The 19740-nt window shown below is 59.3% G+C and carries 21 protein-coding genes; 6 read left to right on the top strand and 15 right to left on the bottom strand.

Translation table 11 applies throughout. From position 1 onward, the window contains the following. The first annotated feature begins 118 nt into the window (after positions 1 to 118). Both HHJ17_RS04480 and HHJ17_RS04475 read left to right on the top strand, forming a co-directional pair. Positions 119 to 1120: an LLM class flavin-dependent oxidoreductase gene (locus HHJ17_RS04480; RefSeq protein ID WP_296499987.1), complete on the top strand. Its 1002-nt coding sequence runs from the start codon at positions 119 to 121 to the stop codon at positions 1118 to 1120. Positions 1121 to 1131: 11 nt separating this feature from the next. Then, a complete protein-coding gene (locus HHJ17_RS04475; RefSeq protein WP_296499891.1) occupies positions 1132 to 1422 on the top strand; it encodes a DUF4389 domain-containing protein in 291 nt (96 codons plus the stop codon). A 3-nt stretch (positions 1423 to 1425) separates the two neighbouring features. Here HHJ17_RS04475 and HHJ17_RS04470 read toward each other — a convergent pair whose 3' ends face one another. The 15 genes from HHJ17_RS04470 to paaN form a co-directional block, all read right to left on the bottom strand. After that, positions 1426 to 1920: a hypothetical protein gene (locus tag HHJ17_RS04470; protein ID WP_296505069.1), complete on the bottom strand. Its 495-nt coding sequence runs from the start codon at positions 1918 to 1920 to the stop codon at positions 1426 to 1428. Positions 1921 to 1964: 44 nt separating this feature from the next. Then, the gene (locus HHJ17_RS04465) at positions 1965 to 2810 is read right to left on the bottom strand and encodes a dienelactone hydrolase family protein (protein ID WP_296499894.1); all 846 of its coding nucleotides are present in this window, start codon (positions 2808 to 2810) and stop codon (positions 1965 to 1967) included. 56 nt (positions 2811 to 2866) lie between these two features. Continuing rightward, on the bottom strand, positions 2867 to 3970 hold the full coding sequence (gene paaE / locus HHJ17_RS04460; RefSeq protein WP_296499896.1) for a 1,2-phenylacetyl-CoA epoxidase subunit PaaE: 1104 nt from the start codon (positions 3968 to 3970) through the stop codon (positions 2867 to 2869). A 19-nt stretch (positions 3971 to 3989) separates the two neighbouring features. After that, positions 3990 to 4553: a 1,2-phenylacetyl-CoA epoxidase subunit PaaD gene (gene paaD, locus HHJ17_RS04455; RefSeq protein ID WP_296505068.1), complete on the bottom strand. Its 564-nt coding sequence runs from the start codon at positions 4551 to 4553 to the stop codon at positions 3990 to 3992. A 5-nt stretch (positions 4554 to 4558) separates the two neighbouring features. Next, a complete protein-coding gene (gene paaC / locus HHJ17_RS04450; RefSeq protein ID WP_296499900.1) occupies positions 4559 to 5344 on the bottom strand; it encodes a 1,2-phenylacetyl-CoA epoxidase subunit PaaC in 786 nt (261 codons plus the stop codon). Then, positions 5344 to 5640: a 1,2-phenylacetyl-CoA epoxidase subunit PaaB gene (paaB, locus tag HHJ17_RS04445; protein WP_114969719.1), complete on the bottom strand. Its 297-nt coding sequence runs from the start codon at positions 5638 to 5640 to the stop codon at positions 5344 to 5346. The genes paaC and paaB overlap by 1 nt, the downstream gene beginning before the upstream one ends. Further along, positions 5637 to 6650: a 1,2-phenylacetyl-CoA epoxidase subunit PaaA gene (paaA, locus tag HHJ17_RS04440; protein WP_296499903.1), complete on the bottom strand. Its 1014-nt coding sequence runs from the start codon at positions 6648 to 6650 to the stop codon at positions 5637 to 5639. Before paaA ends, paaB begins: the two co-directional genes overlap by 4 nt. A gap of 35 nt (positions 6651 to 6685) precedes the next feature. Continuing rightward, positions 6686 to 7468, bottom strand: coding sequence for an enoyl-CoA hydratase/isomerase family protein (locus HHJ17_RS04435; RefSeq protein WP_296499904.1), 783 nt, complete (start codon positions 7466 to 7468; stop codon positions 6686 to 6688). Between the two features lie 9 nt (positions 7469 to 7477). Further along, a complete protein-coding gene (locus HHJ17_RS04430) occupies positions 7478 to 8578 on the bottom strand; it encodes an ABC transporter substrate-binding protein (RefSeq protein ID WP_366557524.1) in 1101 nt (366 codons plus the stop codon). A gap of 69 nt (positions 8579 to 8647) precedes the next feature. After that, complete coding sequence (pcaF, locus tag HHJ17_RS04425) at positions 8648 to 9853, bottom strand: 3-oxoadipyl-CoA thiolase (protein WP_296499906.1); 1206 nt, start codon at positions 9851 to 9853, stop codon at positions 8648 to 8650. A gap of 10 nt (positions 9854 to 9863) precedes the next feature. Further along, positions 9864 to 11189, bottom strand: a complete 1326-nt coding sequence (gene paaK, locus HHJ17_RS04420) for a phenylacetate--CoA ligase PaaK (protein WP_296499907.1) — start codon at positions 11187 to 11189, stop codon at positions 9864 to 9866. A 23-nt stretch (positions 11190 to 11212) separates the two neighbouring features. Then, positions 11213 to 11677 carry a hydroxyphenylacetyl-CoA thioesterase PaaI gene (paaI, locus tag HHJ17_RS04415; protein ID WP_296499908.1) on the bottom strand — a complete coding sequence of 155 codons (465 nt, stop codon included), beginning with the start codon at positions 11675 to 11677 and terminating at the stop codon, positions 11213 to 11215. Beyond that, the gene (paaH, locus tag HHJ17_RS04410) at positions 11670 to 13193 is read right to left on the bottom strand and encodes a 3-hydroxyacyl-CoA dehydrogenase PaaH (protein WP_296499909.1); all 1524 of its coding nucleotides are present in this window, start codon (positions 13191 to 13193) and stop codon (positions 11670 to 11672) included. The genes paaI and paaH overlap by 8 nt, the downstream gene beginning before the upstream one ends. Before the next feature lie 4 nt (positions 13194 to 13197). Continuing rightward, complete coding sequence (gene paaG, locus HHJ17_RS04405) at positions 13198 to 13995, bottom strand: 2-(1,2-epoxy-1,2-dihydrophenyl)acetyl-CoA isomerase PaaG (RefSeq protein WP_296499911.1); 798 nt, start codon at positions 13993 to 13995, stop codon at positions 13198 to 13200. A gap of 9 nt (positions 13996 to 14004) precedes the next feature. Next, the gene (gene paaN, locus HHJ17_RS04400) at positions 14005 to 15672 is read right to left on the bottom strand and encodes a phenylacetic acid degradation protein PaaN (protein WP_296499914.1); all 1668 of its coding nucleotides are present in this window, start codon (positions 15670 to 15672) and stop codon (positions 14005 to 14007) included. A gap of 282 nt (positions 15673 to 15954) precedes the next feature. Between paaN and paaX the strand changes: the two genes are divergently transcribed. From paaX to HHJ17_RS04380, 4 genes are all read left to right on the top strand, one after another. After that, on the top strand, positions 15955 to 16908 hold the full coding sequence (gene paaX, locus HHJ17_RS04395; protein ID WP_296499916.1) for a phenylacetic acid degradation operon negative regulatory protein PaaX: 954 nt from the start codon (positions 15955 to 15957) through the stop codon (positions 16906 to 16908). Positions 16909 to 17164: 256 nt separating this feature from the next. After that, entirely contained in the window at positions 17165 to 18037 is an 873-nt protein-coding gene (locus HHJ17_RS04390; protein ID WP_366557523.1) for a branched-chain amino acid ABC transporter permease, read from the top strand. A 3-nt stretch (positions 18038 to 18040) separates the two neighbouring features. Beyond that, a complete protein-coding gene (locus tag HHJ17_RS04385; RefSeq protein ID WP_296499920.1) occupies positions 18041 to 18973 on the top strand; it encodes a branched-chain amino acid ABC transporter permease in 933 nt (310 codons plus the stop codon). A gap of 2 nt (positions 18974 to 18975) precedes the next feature. After that, complete coding sequence (locus tag HHJ17_RS04380) at positions 18976 to 19737, top strand: ABC transporter ATP-binding protein (RefSeq protein WP_296499922.1); 762 nt, start codon at positions 18976 to 18978, stop codon at positions 19735 to 19737. Positions 19738 to 19740 lie beyond the last annotated feature (3 nt).

The following is a 19740-nucleotide window of genomic DNA, read 5'->3' as shown; positions in this document are numbered from 1 at the left end:
AAACAGGTTGCACACAGTTTCTTGAGTTCAAGTGTTAATCAGTTTTGTCTAATTCGCAACAAGGGTATTTGACACAGCCCGTGCTTGTCGTTCATTTGAATGACCTAATATGTTGAACATGATCCCTTTTTCAGTTCTCGACCTCTCCCCCATCGTGCAAGGCGGCGACGCTGCACAGTCCTTTCGCAATACCCTTGACCTGGCCCAGCACGCTGAGCGCTGGGGCTACCAGCGCTACTGGCTGGCGGAGCACCACGGCATGCCCGGCATTGCCAGTGCCGCGACCTCGGTGCTGATCGGGCATGTGGCGGGCGGCACCAGCCGCATTCGGGTGGGTGCGGGCGGCATCATGCTGCCCAACCATTCGCCACTGGTCATTGCCGAGCAGTTTGGCACGCTGGAGTCGCTGTACCCCGGCCGCATTGACCTCGGGCTGGGCCGTGCTCCCGGCTCGGACCAGATCACCGCACGCGCCCTGCGTCGCAATCTGTCCTCGGATGCCGACGAGTTTCCGCGTGATGTCGTCGAGCTGATGGATTACTTTTCAGCCTCTTCTAAAAACCCGGTGCACGCGGTGCCGGGGCAGGGCTTGAACATCCCGGTCTGGATTCTGGGCTCCAGCCTGTTTGGTGCGCAGTTGGCCGCGGCGCTCGGCCTGCCCTATGCCTTTGCCTCGCACTTTGCACCGCAGCAGATGATGCAGGCCATTGAGTTGTACCGCGCCAGCTTTCGGCCCTCGGCGCAGCTGGCCAAGCCCTATGTCATGCTGGGCTTTAACGTGTTCGCCGCCGACAGCGATGCAGAAGCGGCTTTTCGAGCCACCTCGATGCAGCAAGCTTTTGTGAACCTGCGCAGCGGGCGCCCTGCCCGCCTGCCACCGCCCGTGGCCGACTACCCCAACCGGGTGGGACCGGCCGAGCGCGCCTTGCTCGACAGCGTGTTGTCCTGCTCCGCCATTGGCGCACCGGACACCGTGCGCGCCAGCCTCAGCGCCTTCATTGAGCACACCGGGGCCGATGAGCTGATGATTACCTCGCAAATCTTTGAACATGCAGCTCGTCTTCGCTCGTACGAGATCACCGCCGAGATCTTTTCAGCCACTTCAAAAACCCAGCTTTAAAAGGAACGATCATGAGCGAATTTCCTGCTGAAACCAAAACCGAACGCAACATCTGGTTGCGGGGTCTGCTGATGATCTTGATGGCCTTGGCCTACCAGTTGGCCAGCACCTTGCTGTTTTGCGTGGCCATCATCCAGTTTGTTCTGATGCTGGTCAGCGATGCCCCCAATACGCGTTTGTCTGCACTGGGTCGCAGCCTGGGCCGTTACCAGGGCCAGATTGCAAATTTTGTCAGTTTTGCCACCGAAGAGGTGCCTTTTCCCTTTACCGACTGGCCCTCCAGCGATCAGTTGCGCCCCTAGCAGCTACAGCAGCAACGAGCCGAAATGGCGCGCGAACGCCTGCGTGGTTTCCGGGCTCAATCTTTGGCCGATAAAGATTTCGACGCCGCGTAGCAATTTACGCAACTCGGCAGGGCTATTGCAGCGGTCAATGGCGGCACAGATCGGCTCACCGGAAGCACCCAGGCTGTCTGACACAAAGCGAGACGCTTCCTGCCGCACTTTTTTAAATTCTTCCGGGCTGGTTGCAGGTCGGGGTGGCTCGGTCGTTTCAGCAGCGGCAAAACCAGGTGCGGCGGGTTGTTGCAAAGGGGCAATGTGGTTGGTCGTTTCAATCAGCCCCTCTTGCAGCAAGTAATTCAGGACGGCCTCCAATTCACCGACACGCACGAAGGCGCCTAGATCATTGACCGTTTTAATCCCGTCAACCACGATCAAGACACGCCGTTGCAACGCGCTCAAACCACCGCGTCGTTCGGCAATCTCTGCCCTGCCCTTGTCTGTCTTGATGTATTTCATTCCTGGGGTCATCGTCTGTATCTCTCAATCCTGCAGCCGGGCAATTATCCTTTTTTCAACTGGTTCAAAAACGTTTGTGTGCGCAACCACGCATCCTCGGCGGCTGCGTCATTGCTGTCGCTCCTGTCGCGGTCGAAGCGGTGTTCTGCACCAGCGTACTGTTGAAACTCATGCGGAGCCTGCGTTGCAGCAAGAATCGCGTCCAACTCAATAGCCTTCAAAACCGGCACGGTGGAATCGTTCGTGCCGTGCAATATCAGAACGGGCGCGCTAGTAGAGGTAAAAACTTGCCGAAACCGGCTAAGCGTCCGGTCGGCTCCGGCACCGCTTAGGGCTCCGTAATACGACACGCCGGCTTGCACTTGACCGGCCGCGGCGAGCCAGAGCGAGAAATAGCCACCATTTGAAAACCCAATGGCACCAAGCTTTTGATTGTTAACTTTCGGGTTGCGGCGTAACCAATCAAGGCTGGCCACAAAGTCCGCGTAAATGGGCTCAGCGTAGGTTGTGAACGTGAGCTGGCGGGTCTTGGCACGGATTCCATAGGCATCCAGAAAAGAAGGAACCAGCACCACATAGCCTTCCGTCACGAGGCGCTGGGCGTATTCCAAGTCGCCGGATTGCAAGCCGCCACTGGTATGCAGCAGCAAGATGGCGGGATAAGGCCCAGGGCCATCCGGCATCATCAACTGGGCGTCCATGTTGTTGTTCACCCCGACCTTGATCGTCGTGGTGTCGGCCAATGCAGGCACCTCAAACAACGCCAGAACGAGAATGGCAATGGCCATCAGACGCAGTGATTTCAGTTTTGTAGTCATTCGCATTTTTAACATAGCCATGCGAAAACCACGCGCTGGATTGCTCAATGCGCAATCCCACAAGTCCAGCATCGCCGTGCCATCAGTGCATTGAATATCAACCCACTGATGGCACGCGACACGAATTTTTAGCGCTCGTCGTAGCTCACCACCAGTCGCTCGCTGGTCGGACGAGCCTGGCAGGACAACACAAAACCTTTTTCTGTTTCCCAGGTTTCCAGCCCGAAATTCTTGTCCATGTGCACACTGCCTTCCATCACCTTGACGCGGCAGGTACAGCAGACGCCGCCCTTGCACGAATAAGGCAGGTCCAGCCCGGCGGCGAGCGCCACGTCCAGCACCTTTTGGTCAGACCCCATTTGCAATTCGTGCGGCTTGCCGTCAAGCACGATGGTCAACGCCACCTTGCCCACCGCTGGCGTCTTGTGGCCGGCCACAGCGGCCTGCCGGTCAGCGGGCGTGAGTTCTTCCAGTACGGGGGATGTAAAGCGTTCGCTGTGCACGCGGTTGGCCGGTACACCGGCGGCCAGCAGCGCGGTCTCGGTGGCTTCGATCATGACTTCAGGACCGCAGATGAACACTTCGTCCATGCTGCCCACTGGGAGCAGTGCGTCGATGATGGCGCGAATCTTGTCGCCGTCAATGCGCCCTTGCAGCAGATCGGCCTCCTGCGCCTGGCGCGAGAGGATGTGAATCAGCGTGAGGCGATCGGGGTAGAGGTCTTTCAGGTCCTGCAGCGACTCATTGAACATCACGCTGGCCATGCTGCGGTTGCCATAAATGAGGGTGAACTTGGAGTCAGGCTGTTCTTCCAGCGAACTCGCCATGATCGACAGAATAGGCGTGATGCCGGAACCGGCAGCAAAACCGACGCGGTGCAGCGCGCGGGGGCGCTTCGACACAAAACGTCCGTCCGGCGGCATCACGGCGAGGGTGTCCCCCACTTTGAGCTCATGCGCCGCCCAGTTGGAAAACACCCCGCCCTCCATCGGGCGAATGCCCACCACCAATTCATGCTGCTCCGTGAGGTGGCTGCGGGTGCTGCAGATGGAGTAGCTGCGCCGCACATCGGCGCCCTTGATGGTGGCGCGCAGCGTCAGGTACTGGCCGGGCTGGAAGGAAAAAGTTTCACGCAGATTTTGCGGAATGGCGAACGCAATGGAGACAGAGCCGGCAGCTTCAGGGCTGATGCGCGCGAGCTTGAGGTCGTGAAAACGGGGAATGGTGGACATGGTGGGGACGCAGGAGCGCTCAATAAGGTTTGAAGTAATCAAACGGTTCCATGCAATTCAGGCATCGGTACAGCGCCTTGCAAGCCGTGGAACCAAAATGCGAGGTTTCGGTGGTGTTTTCAGAGCCACATTGAGGGCAAATGACCGCTGGCTGTGCATAGTCAGCTACTTTTTTAGCAGCAAACTGCACCACGTTGCCGCCCTGATTGGCACGAGCGCTGACCTGCGGCGGCGCAATGCCGTAGGTCCGCAACTTGGCTCGCCCCTCGGGCGTCATCCAGTCGGTGGACCAGGCCGGTGCCAGCTGGATGACCACGCGGGCGCTCACACCGGCTTGCGCCAGCGCCGCGACCACGTCGTCTTCCATTTGGCTCATGGCCGGGCAGCCGCTGTAGGTCGGGGTGATGACCACCTCCAGACCCTCAGCGCTGTCGCGGACCGCCCGCAAGATGCCCATTTCGCGCAGCGACACCACCGGAATTTCCGGATCCGTCACGGACTCCAGCAGGGTCCACACCGCGTGATGGGGGTCAGAGGGCTGCTTTGCAGCAATGGGCCCATCCGGTAAGAGTGCTGCGTTCATGGGGCTTACCAGACCGCTTCAGGGTGGACGCGGGCCAGGCTCTGCATCTCGGCCAGCACAAAGCCCAGGTGCTCGGAATGCACGCACTGCTTGCCGGTGGAGACATGGCCGTCGGTGCTGGAGCGCGTGAGCGTGGCCTGGGCCAGCGTGTCGTTCACGACTTCGTTCCAGGCGGCTTGCAGGCTGCTGGTCGCCACGCCGACACCGGCCTCAACCGCTACAGTTTCCATAGCACTCGACGTCCAAAACTCCTGCGTGTAAGGCATTAAATGCTCCAAAGCCGCCTGGACCCGGGCGTGCGACTCCTCGGTGCCGTCACCCATGCGCAGCAGCCAGTCACGCGAGTGGCGCAGGTGGTATTGCGTTTCTTTGAGCGACTTGGCGGCAATCGCGGCCAGTTGCGCATCTTTGGACGCCTTGAGCGCATCCCACACCAGCACCATGAGGGCGCTGTAGAGAAAGTTGCGTGCAATCGTCACCGCATAGTCGCGGTCACCCGCGGCGGTGGGCGCCAGCGCCGTGCTGTGCGGCAATTCCAGCAAGGTGTAGTTGCGGAAGTCCGGCACATCACGGAAGTACGCCAGCATGTCTTCGGTGGTGCGACCATCGTTGCGCAGGGTGGCGACGTGTTGGTACAGCAAGCGCGCCTGACCGATCAGGTCCAGGCTGTTGTTGGCCAGCGCCAGATCTTCTTCCAGAATCGGGCCGTGACCACACCATTCGGCGTTGCGCTGCCCGAGGATCAGGGCGTTGTCGGCCAGATGCAGCAGGTAGTCGGAATGCGCTGCCATTACATGTGCCCCACTTCGTCAGGAATTTCGTAGAAGGTGGGGTGACGGTAAATCTTGTCGGCCGCGGGCTCAAACATCGATTCCTTGTCCTCCGGTGCGCTGGCGGTGATGCTGGCCGAGGGCAGCACCCAGATGCTCACACCTTCCTGGCGACGGGTGTAGACATCACGCGCCATCTGCAGCGCCTGCTGCGCATCAGCGGCGTGCAAACTGCCGCAATGCTTGTGCTCCAGACCTTGTTTGCTGCGGACAAAAACTTCCCAGAGGGGCCATTCTTTCAATGCGGGTGTGCTCATGCTGCTTCCTTGGTTGTTTTGGTTTGTTGTTTGCGTGAGTAAGCCAATGCGGCATCGCGCACCCACTGGCCATCTTTGTGGGCCTTGACCCGTGTCGCCAGGCGCTCTTTGTTGCAGGGGCCGTTGCCGTTCACGGTCGACCAGAACTCGTCCCAGTCAATTTGCCCGTAGTCGTGGTGCTGGCGCTCCTCGTTCCACTTCAGGTCCGGATCGGGCAAGGTCACGCCGAGCACCTTGGCTTGCGGCACGGTGGCGTCAATGAACTTTTGGCGCAGGTCGTCGTTGGAAATGCGTTTGATGCCCCAGCGCATGGCCTGGACGCTATGGGCGCTATCGGCATCGGGTGGGCCAAACATGGCCAGGCACTTCCACCAGAAGCGATTGACCGCGTCCTGCACCATGGCTTTTTGCTCGGCCGTGCCCTTCATCATCACCAGCAGGGCTTCGTAGCCTTGGCGTTGGTGAAAAGACTCTTCCTTGCAGACGCGGATCATGGCGCGTGCGTATGGCCCGTAACTGCAGCGGCACAGCGGAATCTGGTTCATGATGGCGGCGCCATCCACCAGCCAACCGACCACACCGACGTCGGCCCAGTTGAGCGTGGGGTAGTTGAAGATGGAGCTGTATTTGGCTTTGCCACTGTGCAGGCCGTCGAGCATCTGGTCACGACTGGTGCCCAGCGTCTCGGCGGCGCTGTACAGGTAGAGGCCGTGGCCGCCTTCGTCTTGCACCTTGGCAATCAGGATGGCCTTGCGCTTGAGGCTGGGGGCGCGGCTGATCCAGTTGCCTTCAGGCAGCATGCCGACGATTTCGCTGTGGGCGTGCTGGCTGATCTGGCGCACCAGTGTTTTGCGGTAAGCCTCGGGCATCCAGTCCTGCGGCTCGATCTTGCCGTCGGCGTCGATCCGGCTGTCAAACCGGGCTTGTAATTCTGGATTTTCCGTTGACGGGGCCACGGGCACCGACTTCAGGCCGGGGCTGTCCGGCACATTGAAAGACTGGGTATACATGTTGTCTTATCTCCTGTGAGGGTGAATAAATTGAATTAAAGAAGCCAGGCCGGCGTTCGTTTCTCAAGGAAAGAAACGATGCCATCCTTCCCTTCCTCCGTCGCCCGTTGGCGGGCAATGCGTTGTGCCGTTTCCTCCATGACCGTGTCGTCAATGGGGCGACCGTTGATCGCCTGAATCAGTTGTTTCGCTGCTTGCTGGGCCTGTGGGGCACCGGCAATCAGTGTCTCAGCCAACGCGGCAATGCCGGCGTCCAAGGCATCGTCGGCGGTCACTTCGTTGACCAGCCCAATCGCCAGCGCCTTGTCAGCAGAAATCCGTTCGGCCGTCTGAAAGTACCGCAGCGCATGACGGGGGCCGATGGCGCGCAAGACATAGGGGCTGATGACCGCCGGAATAATCCCGAACTTCACCTCCGAGGTGGCGAACACCGCATTGGCGGATGCCACCGCCATGTCGCAGGCTGCGGCCAAGCCGGTCCCGCCTCCCAACGCGGCCCCTTGCACCCGGGCGATGGTGGGCTTGGACATCTCCGAGAGCGCACGCAACATGCGGGCAAAACGGCGGGAATCCTCCAGGTTTTCCGCCTCCCCGTAGGACGACGCACGGCGCATCCAGTTGAGGTCGGCGCCGGCTGAAAAATGCCGGCCCCGCCCCGCCAGAACGACCACGCGCACCGACGCGTCGGCGTCGAGTTCGGCGCAAGCCGCGCTCAGATCGCCGATCAGTTGCTCGTTGAAGGCGTTAAACACCTCCGGACGATTCATCCAGATCGTGGCGATCCGACCGTTACGCTCAAGTTCAAGGGTCTCAAACATACGATGCGATTACTTGGCAATCGTCCAGTCGCCGTTCTTGATTTCCAGCATGTTGAAGGCGGAGAGATCAAGACCCAAATGGTCGGTGGCCGACATATTGACTTTGCCACCGGTACCGATAAAGCCCTTGGTGGCTTCAATCGCATCACGCACCTTGGCTTTGTCGGTGGTGTTGGCGCGCTTGATCGCATCAACCGCCAGCATCAGTCCATCGTAAGCATGCCCGCCGAACGTAGACACATCGGTTTTCCATTTTTCTTTAAAGGCTTTGGCATAAGCGGTGGTCACCGCTTTCTGCGGGTCGTTGGCGGCCAGCTTGTCGGCAATCAGCAGCGCCGCCGCAGGCAGGCGAACACCTTCGGCCGCCGGGCCCGCGAGCTTGATGAACTCTTCAGATGCCACCCCATGGGCGTGGTACAGCGGCAGGGTGATGCCGAGCTGCTTGTAGTTCTTGGTCACGATGGCCGGGCCCTGACCCAGACCGTAAACGAACACCGCTTGCACGCCCGCTGTGTTCTTGATTTTGGTCAGCTGTGGGCTGGCGTCCGTATCTTTCGGGCCGTAGGTTTCGTTGGCCACCAGCGTGATGCCGTACTTGGCGGCGACGCCTTCAGTTTCTTTCTTGCCGGAGTTGCCAAAGCCACTGGTTTCAGAGAGCAAAGCCACCTTGCTGATGCTATGTTTCTTCATGTCCTCAAATACTTTTTCTGATGCCATGCGGTCGGTGTGCGGGGTTTTGAAAACCCACTTCTTGACCGGCTCGACAATCACCACCGCACCGGCTAAAGAGATGAACGGAATGTTGGCTTTTTCGACCAGCGGCACCATCGACATGGTGGAACCGGTGGTGGTGCCACCGACCAGAATGTCCACCTTGTCATCGTCAATCAGGCGTTTGGCAAAACCATTGGCCTTGTTGGCGTCACTGCCATCGTCGTAATGTACCAACTGCAACTGGCGACCGATCACGCCGCCTTTTTTATTGAGTTCATCCACATACATCTGCAAGGTCTTCAGTTCCGGGTCGCCGAGGAAAGCGGCCGGGCCGGTAACGGACAGCACGGAGCCGATCTTGATCGGGTCCGCAGCATACGCAACGATGGCACCCATGATCAGGGTGGCTGCGACGGCAATTTTTTTCAGTTTGAATTTCATGGTTTTGTCTCCTTGTTGTAAAAATTAAATGCGTTCAATAATGAGCGCAATACCTTGCCCAACACCGATACACATCGTGCAAAGCGCATAACGCCCGCCACGCCGTGTCAGTTCGTAACTCGCGGTAGTCACCAATCGAGCGCCACTCATGCCAAGCGGATGCCCCATGGCAATCGCACCGCCGTTCGGATTCACCCGCGCTTCATCGTCGGCCAGACCGAGGTCGCGCAGCACCGCCAGACCCTGCGCGGCAAACGCTTCATTCAGCTCGATGACGTCCATCTGGTCGAGCGTCAGACCGGCTTTGGCCAGCACCTTGCGCACAGCCGGCGCCGGGCCAAAACCCATGATGCGCGGCGCCACACCTGCGGTTGCCATCGCCACCACGCGGGCACGCGGCGTCAGTCCGTGCAGACGGGTCGCACCTTCAGAGGCAATCAACAGCGCACAGGCCCCGTCATTGACCCCCGAGGCATTACCTGCGGTCACCGACAGCTCGGGGCCATTCACGCCTTTGAGCTTGGCCAGCATCTCCAGCGTGGTTTCGGGGCGTGGATGCTCGTCGGTTTCGACGACGATCGGCTCCCCCTTCTTGCGCGGAATTACCACTGGCACAATTTCGGGCAAGAAGCGCCCCGCCGCATGGGCCGCAGCCCAGCGCTGTTGCGAGCGCACGGCAAAAGCATCTTGATCGCCGCGAGAAATGCCGAAGTCCTGCGCCACGTTGTCCGCTGTTTGCGGCATCGAATGCGTGTCATACAACTTCTTCATCTGCGGATTGGTGAAGCGCCAGCCGATGGTGGTGTCAAAGATGGCCGCGTTGCGCGAATAGGCGCTTTCCGCCTTGCCCATCACGAAAGGTGCGCGCGACATGCTTTCTACGCCGCCCGCTATCATCAACTCGGTGTCGCCAGCCTTGATGGAGCGGGCCGCCAGGCCGATGGCGTCCATGCCCGAGCCGCACAGGCGGTTGACCGTGGTGCCGGGCACTTCAATCGGCAGACCTGCCAGCAAGCCGGACATGCGGGCCACATTGCGGTTGTCTTCGCCAGCCTGATTGGCACAGCCATAAATGATGTCGTCAACCATGGTCCAGTCGACCTGGGTGTTGCGTTCCATCAATGCCTTGAGCGGGATGGCGCCGAGATCGTCAGCGCGCACGCCGGCCAATGCGCCAGCGTAACGGCCGATGGGGGTGCGAATGGCATCGCAGATAAAAGCTTCAGTCATGTCGGTTCTTTCAGTTCTGCTTGGGACGTTCATCGATCACGCGGCGGGCCTTACCCGTCAAAGTGCGTGGAATGGATTCGAAATCCATCACCGTCACTTTGGTGGAGATACCGGCGATGGTCTTGATGTGGTGCTGCATCTCCTTGGCAATCGCCTGGACTTCCACGGGCGACAAGTGACCGGAAAACTCCCGCTGCAGTTCGCAACGCACTTCGACGTTGTCCAGGTGACCATCACGGGTGAGCAGAATTTGGTAAGTCCCCGCCAAACGCTTGTCACGCAGGATCTGTTCTTCAATCACGCTCGGGAAAACATTGACGCCACGCACAATCAACATGTCGTCGGTGCGGCCGGTAATGCGGTCCATGCGCCGGAAGCTGCGCGAGGTGGGTGGCAGCAAGCGGGTCAAATCACGGGTGCGGTAGCGAATCACCGGCATGGCCTCTTTGGACAACGAGGTAAAAACCAGTTCGCCCTCCTCGCCATCGGCGACCACTTCACCGGTGTCCGGATTGATGATTTCGGGATAGAAATGATCCTCCCAAATGACCGGACCGTCTTTCGATTCGATGCACTCACAGGCCACGCCGGGTCCCATGACTTCCGTCAGGCCGTAGATGTCGATGGCGTCAATGCCCAGCTTGCGCTCAATCTCATCGCGCATGCCGTGGCCCCACGGCTCGGCGCCAAAGATGCCGATCTTCAGGGAAATATCTTCGGGCTTGATGCCCTGACGCTCAAACTCTTCGGCGATCACCAGCGAGTAGGACGGCGTGACCATGATGATCTCGGGCTGGAAGTCTTGAATCAACTGCACCTGTTTTTCGGTCTGACCACCCGACATCGGGATCACCATGCAACCCGCGCGCTCGGCTCCGTAGTGGGCCCCCATGCCGCCGGTGAACAAGCCGTAGCCGTAGGCGATGTGGCAGGTGTCGCCGGCGCGGCCACCCGCGGCGCGGATGGAGCGCGCTACCAGATTGGCCCAGTTATCAATATCTTTGAGTGTGTAGCCGACGACGATCGGTTTGCCGGTGGTGCCGGATGAGGCGTGCACGCGTGCCACCTTGGTGCGCGGCACGGCAAACAGGCCAAACGGGTAGTTGTCGCGCAGGTCGATTTTGGTGGTGAACGGAAACTTGGCCAGGTCGGCCAAAGTTTTCAGGTCATCGGGATGCACGCCTTTTTCATCGAACTTCTTTTTGTAGTGCGGCACGTTGTCGTAGGCGTGCTTCAGCGTCCACTTCATGCGCTCCAGTTGCAGGGCGGAAATTTCGTCACGGCTGGCCGTCTCAATGGGCTCAAGATCACCGGGCATGGGCTTTTTAACAGGCATGTTGTCTCCTCTGGGTCATTTAATTATTGGGGGCGCTCGGCCTGCTGCAGGCCGTTAATCACTTCACCACTGATACGGTAGCTCTTGCCCCGAAACAAGGCAATGGTTTTGCCACCCCGCACGCGCACCGTGACGTCATACACGCCGGTGCGACCGGCCAGCGAGCGCTCGACGGCCTCGGCCTCCAGCACGTCGCCTTCTCTGGCGGGTGCCAAAAAGTCGATATGACAGGCCGAAGCCACCGTGTTCTGGTTGTGGCTGTTGCAGGCATAGGCAAAGGCACTGTCCGCCAGCGTAAACAGGTAGCCGCCGTGACAGGTGTGGTGGCCATTGAGCATATCCCCCTGCACCGGCATCGACACCAGGGCGTAACCCGGTTTGACGCTGAGCAGCTGCATATTCAAGGCTTGGGTGGCACGGTCGCGCGACCACATGGCCGCCGCCACTTCTTCGGCCAAGGCCTGCGGATTGGGATGGGACTCAGTCATGAAAATTCTTCCCCGCAAAAACGTGGTGTTGAATCAGCGGCGAGACGCGGTAGCGGTCTTCCCCGTAGGCGAGACCGAGGTTGCTGAGCACCTGATTTATTTTGGGCAGGCCCACGCGATCGGCCCAGGCCAGCGGGCCGCAGGGGTAATTGACGCCAAGGCGCATGGCGGCATCAGCCCCTTTGGCATCACACACGCCTTGATTCACTGCATCGGCCGCTTCATTGGCCAGCATGGCGACGCTGCGCATCACGGCCAGACCCGGCACATCGTTGAAACGCGACACCGCAATGCCCGCGGCTTGCAGCAAGCCGATCGCCTGCGCGGCGCTGGCGCTGTCGCATTGCGCGGCCACACTGAGGGCCAGCCGGGTGACCTTGTTGTAGTCCAGCGCTAAATCGATCAGCACGGTATTGGCGACGTCAGTCTCAAAGGCCCGGCGCGTTGCCGTGCGGCCATCGGTGACATACACATGCGCATCACCGGCTGTCACCAGCAAGTCACCATTGGCGCTTGCCTGGCTAAAGCTGACCTTCTGGGTGCGCAAGCGCTCGGCCAAGGCTTTGGCGGCGACAGAATCACCGTAAATTACCACGCTGTCGGGTGTCGCTTGTACGGCTTCGGTGTTGGGCACTGGGCGTACGGCACCGTCGCGGTAATCATAAAAACCACGGCCTGTTTTTTTGCCGAGAAAGCCTGCATCGACCAGTTCCTGCTGAATCAGAGAAGGCAAGAAACGCGGGTCGTTGTAGAACGAATGCCAGACCGAACGGGTCACGGCAAAATTAACGTCGTGGCCAATCATGTCCATCAGCTCGAACGGCCCCATGCGGAACCCACCGGCTTCACGGCAGCAGGCATCAAACGTGGCGGGGTCAGCGCCGCCTTCATTCAACACGCGCATGGCTTCGGCGTAGTACGGGCGCGCCACACGGTTGACGATGAAGCCCGGCGTCGATTTGGCATGTACCGCCGTTTTGCCCCAAGCGGTGGCGGTGGCAAACAACGTTTGCGCCACGGCCTTGTCAGTGGCCAGACCGGAAACAATTTCCACCAATGCCATCAAGGGCGCTGGGTTGAAGAAGTGCAAACCCGCCAGCCGTTCGGGGTGCTGCAGGGCCGCCCCAATCGCGGTGACGGAAATCGAGGAGGTGTTGGTGCCAAAAATGCAATCCACGCTGACGAACGCTTCAAGGTCGCAGTACAGCTTTTGCTTGGCTTGCAGGTTTTCGACAATCGCCTCAATCACCAAGCTGGCATCGGCCAGATCGGATAACTCATTGACCGCGATCAGTCGCTCACTGGCGGCGATGGCGGCCGCTGGACTCAGCTTGCCTTTTTCGGCCATTCGGGCGAACTGGGCGCGAATACCGGCCACGGCCTGTGCGGCCGCCTGCGGGCGGGTGTCCAGCAGCTTCACCGGATGACCGGCTGCGGCGGCCACCTGGGCAATACCGGCACCCATGGCGCCGGTTCCGACCACGGCAATCACAGACTGCTTTAAAAGCGCGGTCATCTCTTTATTCCCCCGTGAAATGAGGTGCGCGCTTGCCCACGAAGGCGGCAACACCTTCGGTGAAGTCGGCACTCCAGCCCAACTCGCGCATGAAACCGGCTTCCATGGACAGTTGCTGTTCCAGCGTGTGGCCGGGCGCGGCATGCATGGCTTGCCGTGTGCGCACCAAGGCTTTGGTGGGCGCGGTGGACAGTTGGAGCGCCAACGCATCGACAGTGGCGGCAAACTCGGCGTCTTCCACGGCGGCCCAAATCAGCCCCCATTCGGCGGCCTTTTCCGCCGACAGTTTGCCCGCCAGCAGCGCCAGGCCCATGGCGCGTGCCATGCCGACACGTTGTGGCAGAAACCAGGTGCCGCCGGTGTCGGGAAGCAAGCCGACCTTGGAGAAGGCCTGCAAAAACGAGGCCGATTTGCTGGCAATAACCAAGTCACAAGCCAGCGCCAAGCTGGACCCAGCGCCCGCCGCAACACCATTGACGGCCGCGATGGTCGGCACCCGCAGATTTTGCAGGCGCAAGATCAGCGGCTTGTAGTTTTGCTCAACTACATTGCCCATATCAGGCGCTGTTTCGCCGGGCACGAATTGCACCTGGCTATCGGATAAATCCTGCCCGGCACAAAACCCGCGACCGGCGCCGGTGAGCACCAGCACACGGATCGTTTTGTCTTCCTGAACCTGGTCCAGCGCCGATCGCAACTCGGCGTGCATGGCCGCGTTGAAGCTGTTCATCTTGTCGGGGCGATTGAGAGTCAGGCGGGCAACGCTGCCCTGCACCTCAAAGCGGATATTTTCAAAAGTCATGACCGTGCCTTAGACGTGGTAACGACGCTGAATGACCCGGAAACGATTGGCCACAAAAGCCGAATCCGAGTAAGAGGCATTCGCCGCCGGGTTGCCGCCGGTGCCGTGGTAGTCGGAGAAGGCGGAGGACTGATTCACAAACACGCCGCTGGTCAGGTTGATCGACAGCGCGACCTTGGCGCGCCAGGTGGCGGCGGTCATGGCGTCAATCACTTCGGGGTTGGTGGAGTAAATGCCGGTGGTCAAGGCGCCGTGGGTGCTCACAATGCGCTCCGACAAGGCGATTGCCGCGGCGGTATCGGCCACTTTGACGACAAAGGTGATCGGGCCAAAACGCTCTTCCATATAGGCTTTTTCATCGGCCGCATCGCAGGCCAGCAGCACCGGTGTGCGCACTTCGGCGTTCGGAAATTCGGGGTTGTCGAGTTTTTTCGAGGCCAGAATCACGCGGCCGAGCGCGCCGCTGTTGGCTTCCTCAACGCGTTTCAAGGTGTCCGCTGATTGCATGGCGCCGAGCACGGCGAGCGCGACTTCCGGCTTGGCCAGCGTGCCCTCGATGGTGCGGGCGAGATCCGCACAAACTTCGTCATAAGACTTGTGGTCGTCTTCGGTGTCAATCCCGCCCGCCGGCACAAACAGCGCCTGCGAAGTGGTGCACATCTGGCCGGAATAGAGCGCCAGCGTGAACGCCAGATTGCGCAGCATCGACTTGTAGGCATCGGTGGAGTCAATCACGATGTTGTTCACACCTGCCAATTCGGCATAGACCTGAGCTTGACGGCAGTTGTCGATCAGCCATTGACCAAATACATTACCGCCGGTGAAGTCCACCGACTTGACCGCCGCATGGGTCACCAACTGTTGCGTGGTTTCACGTTTATCCGCGATACACAGGGTGACCAGGTTGGGGTCGATGTCGTTCTCAATCAGTACGGCGCGGATGGTGCGTACGGTGATGGCCGCGGGCAGAATCGCGTTGCCATGCGGTTTGATGATCACGGCATTGCCGGTCGCCAAGGCGGCAAACAAACCGGGGTAGGTATTCCAGGTCGGAAAGGTGCCACAGCCGACGACGACACCCACACCACGCCCCACCACTTCGAAGAGCTTTTTCATCACCAGCGGTGGGTTCTTGCCCTGCGGCTTTTCCCAAATCGTCTCCGTCGGCACAAAGCTCTGTTCGCGGTAGGCATAAGTCACGGCCTCCAGACCACGATCTTGTGCGTGGGGTGAACCGGCTTGAAACGCCATCATCCAGCCTTGACCAGTCGTTGTCATCACGGCGTGCGCCAGCTCAAAACTTTGCTGGTTCAAACGGTCCAGCATCTCGATGCAAATACCAGTGCGCCCTTCGCTACCCACCGCCTGCCAGCCCAGCATGGCCTGCTGACCGGCATCAATCAAGGCTTGCGTTTCACACACCGGGTACTGAACGTTGAGTTCAACGCCGAAGGGCGACTGCTCGCCACCCAACCAACCCGTCTGCCCTGGCTGATCGATCGCAAATTGGTGTCCCAGATGTGCGTCAAAAGCGCGCTTGCCATCTTCAGCGGCGGTTTCACCATAGGTTTTAGGGCTGGGCATTTCGTTGTAGGCAGACCAATAACCACGGGTTTGGATCGCCTTAAGCGCATGGTCGAGTTTGGCGCGGTGCTTTTCGAATAGGGGGTGGGACATTGATTTTTCCTAAATGAGGGATGCCTGCATTTGCAGACAAGGAACTTCAGTCAACAATTTTTTAATCAACTGTTTTTAATTTAAATTAACTTTATCACATAGTGATTCATTAAGTCTTTGTTTATTTTGAAACATGTATCGCTTTAATGTTAAAAATAGGGACCTCGTGCCTAAGACCAAAACCATGAACCTTGCCAGCCAGAACAAAACGCCGCTAACTTGCAAAACAATCAGGGCGGCTAAGATGCACGCCTTTATGCCTGTAGCCTCCGGTACTTCCCAGTGATTGATTCCATCCAGAAACACCTTGCCGACTTTCGGCAGCAAAGCCGCATGAAGGCAGGCTCGCTGATAATTTCCGTTTTTGGCGATGCTGTTTTGCCACGTGGTGGACGCATTTGGTTGGGCAGCCTGATTGGCTTGCTCAAACCACTCCAACTGAATGAGCGACTCATCCGGACTGCCATTTTTCGCCTCGTCAAAGAGGAATGGATGTACTCCGAAGCCATCGGTCGACGTGCAGATTACATGCTGACCCCTGCAGGGCAGCGTCGCTTTGAAGAATCAGCGCGCCATATTTACGCGTCCAATGCCCCCCTCTGGGATCGCCGTTGGCGCCTCATTCTGACCGTCGGAGAAATTGAGCCCAAGCAGCGTGAACGGCTGCGGCGCGCCTTCTTCTGGCAAGGTTTTGGGGTGGTGGGCTCGGACTGTTTCGTTCATCCCAGCACGGATCTGACAACCGCTGTTGATGCACTCACGACGGAGGGCATGAGCGATTTGCTCAAGCACTTGATGCCTTTACTGGCCGCCCATGCCGGCTCAGACCTCTCGGCCAGTGACGCCGATATGGTGCAGAACGCATGGAACCTGGAACAGCTCGGCACGTCCTATACCGACTTCGTGGCGTGTTATCAGCCCATGCTGGATCAGCTGCGCCGTGAAATGCAGAACGAAATTGACGACGAAAGCGCCTTCTTGTTGCGCACCCTGCTCATCCACGACTATCGTCGACTGCTGCTACGGGACCCAGAACTTCCTGACGTACTGCTTCCCGGCAACTGGCCCGGGCAAAAAGCCCGCCTGCTGTGCAAGGAGCTTTACCGACGCCTGCTCGCGCCCTCCGAGCGTCACATTGAGCTCCACATGAAATTATCGAACGGCACGACACCGGTCGCGCTCCCCATGTTGGCTGAACGATTCCAAAACGAAGACCCGCTATCACCGCCAGCTTGACGAGATCATTGCGTCGAGTGATCTTTCTCATATTTATCTCGGAGTTAGCTAGGGAAAACCCTCTTGACACCACTTAAAGTGATACAAATAAATTATATTTACAATTTTCTTGTATCACTTTATTGACAGATCATTGGTTGCGTTTCAAAATCGCAAAGTATGGGCGCGTAGCCCTTTACTGAAACGACAAGGAAAAAATGCTCAAGCAATCGGTCAAGCACTTGGTTTTCAATCGAACAGGACGGGGCATGTAATGCTGGCCCAATTTCTGCAATTCCTGTTCTCCGGCATCACGGTCGGCGCGACCTACGCGCTGGCCGCTCTGGGCTTCACCCTGATCTACAACGCCAGCAACGTCATCAACTTTGCGCAAGGCGAATTCATCATGCTCGGCGGCATGCTGGCAGTCTTCTTCACCCAGGCCGGCTTGCCACTGCCGGTGGCGTTGGTGCTGGCCATTCTGGTACCCGCCATCGTCGGCGTCCTGCTGGAGAAGCTGGCGATTGAGCCGGTCAAAGGCGCTGAGACCGTCACCCTGATCATCATCACCATCGGTGCATCGCTGGTCATTCGCGGCCTGATCCAGGTCTGGCTTGGTAAAGCCACCCACAGTCTGCCGGCGTTTTCCGGCGAAGTGCCGATTGCCATCCTGGGCGCTACGCTGATGCCGCAAAGCCTGTGGGTGCTGGGCGGCACGGCCTTGGTGGTGGTGGCGTTGTGGTACTTCTTCAACCGCACCCTGCATGGCAAAGCGATGCTGGCCACCTCGTTCAACCGGCTGGCCGCCGAGTTGGTGGGCATCAACACCAACTGGGTGCTGTTCATGAGCTTTGCCATGTCGGCCGCACTCGGTGCATTAGGCGGCATTCTGGTGACCCCGATCACCATGACGTCCTACGACGTTGGCATCATGCTGGGTCTCAAAGGCTTTGTCGCCGCCGTTGTCGGCGGTCTGGGCAACGGTCTGGGCGCGGTGCTGGGCGGCTTGCTGGTCGGCATTCTGGAAGCCATGGGCGCCGGCTACATCTCCTCTGCCTACAAGGATGCGATTCCCTTCGTTCTGATCTTGTTCATTCTCTTCTTCATGCCACGCGGTCTGTTTGGCAGCAAATCAACGGATCGGGTCTAAGTCATGAGAAAGAGCGCTTTTTTTGGGCTGTACATCGTCATCGCCATTTTGCTGGTGCTGCCTTTTGTGCTGCCCAACAGTTTCTACATGGATCTGGTCATTCGCATGGCGATCAACGCCGTGATTGTGTTGGGCCTGAACCTGCTGATCGGCTTTGCCGGCCAGATCAGCATGGGGCACGCTGGCTTCCTGGGGATCGGGGCTTACGCCTCGGCCGTGCTGCCAACCCACTTCGGCTGGCATCCGCTGCTGGCAATGGGGGCCGGGGCGCTGGTCACCGGTCTGCTGGCGGCCTTGCTGGCCCGGCCGATCTTCAAGCTCAAGGGCCACTACCTGGCGATGGCCACTTTGGGCCTGGGCATCATCATCAACATCGTGCTGCGCAATGAAGCCGCCTTGACCGGTGGCCCGGACGGCATGCCGGTGCCGCCTTTAGGCCTGTTGGGCTTTGAGCTGTCGAGCGACAAGCACTGGTACTGGGTGGTGGCCCTGCTGCTCTCGGTCAGCGTCTGGGCCTCCCTGAACCTGATCAACTCCCCCTTCGGGCGCGCCCTGCGTGCCTTGCACGGCTCGGAGGTGGCGTCCCAGGTCGCTGGTGTTGATGTGGTGCGCTACAAGGTGTCGATCTTTGTCATCTCCGCTGTCTTTGCCAGCCTGATGGGCAGTATCACCGCCCATTACGTCGGCTTTGTCACGCCCAACTTCGCCGATTTCTTTCACTCCATTGAACTGGTCACCATGGTGGTGATTGGCGGCATGGCCTCGGTCTACGGCTCGATAGTGGGCGCCGTGTTGCTCACCGCACTGCCACAGGCGTTGGCCACGTTTGAAGGCTGGGAAACGGTCGCCTTCGGCGCCATCCTGATGGTCTGCATGATCTTCATGCCCAAGGGACTGGTGCCGACACTGGCCGCTAAATTTGGCAAGGGAGCTTGAGCATGGCACTCCTTGAAGTCAAACAACTCTCGATCCAGTTCGGTGGCGTTAAAGCGGTGCAAAACGTCAGCTTCAGCATCGAAGCCGGCATTGTCTATGCCGTCATCGGCCCCAATGGCGCAGGCAAGACCACGCTGTTCAATCTGATCACCGGGGTCTACACCCCCACTAGTGGCACCATCTTGCTCGACGGTGAGTCCATCGCGGGCAAGGTACCCAACGAATTGGCCCGCCGCGGCGTGGCCCGCACGTTTCAGAACCTGCAGATCTGCATGAACATGAGCGCGATCGAGAACGTGATGGTCGGCGCCCACCTGCGACTGGACCGCAACCCGCTCAAAGCCGCGCTGCGGTTCCCGTCCATCACGCGCCGGGACGCTGAACTGCGCGAAGAGTCGGCCGAGCTGATGCGCTTTGTCGGGTTGGCGGCTTACATCGAAGCCCGTGCCGACAGCATGCCGTATGGCGCCCTGAAGCGGCTGGAGATTGCCCGCGCGCTGGCCCTGAAGCCGCGCATCATCTTTCTGGACGAACCGGCCGCCGGTCTGAACCCGAAGGAAACCATTGAAGTCGACGCCCTGGTGCGCAAGGTGGCCGACTCCGGCGTCACCGTGGTGCTGGTGGAGCACGACATGAAGATGGTGATGAACCTGTCAGATCGCATTCTGGTGCTGGACTACGGCAAGAAGCTGGCGGAAGGCACCGGGCAAGAGGTGCGCAAGAATCCCGACGTGATCGCCGCCTATCTTGGCACCCACGCTTAAAAC

Source organism: Rhodoferax sp., from assembly GCF_012927445.1.
Taxonomy (GTDB): Bacteria; Pseudomonadota; Gammaproteobacteria; order Burkholderiales; family Burkholderiaceae_C; genus Rhodoferax.
This window is presented reverse-complemented; position numbering and strand designations above follow the sequence as displayed.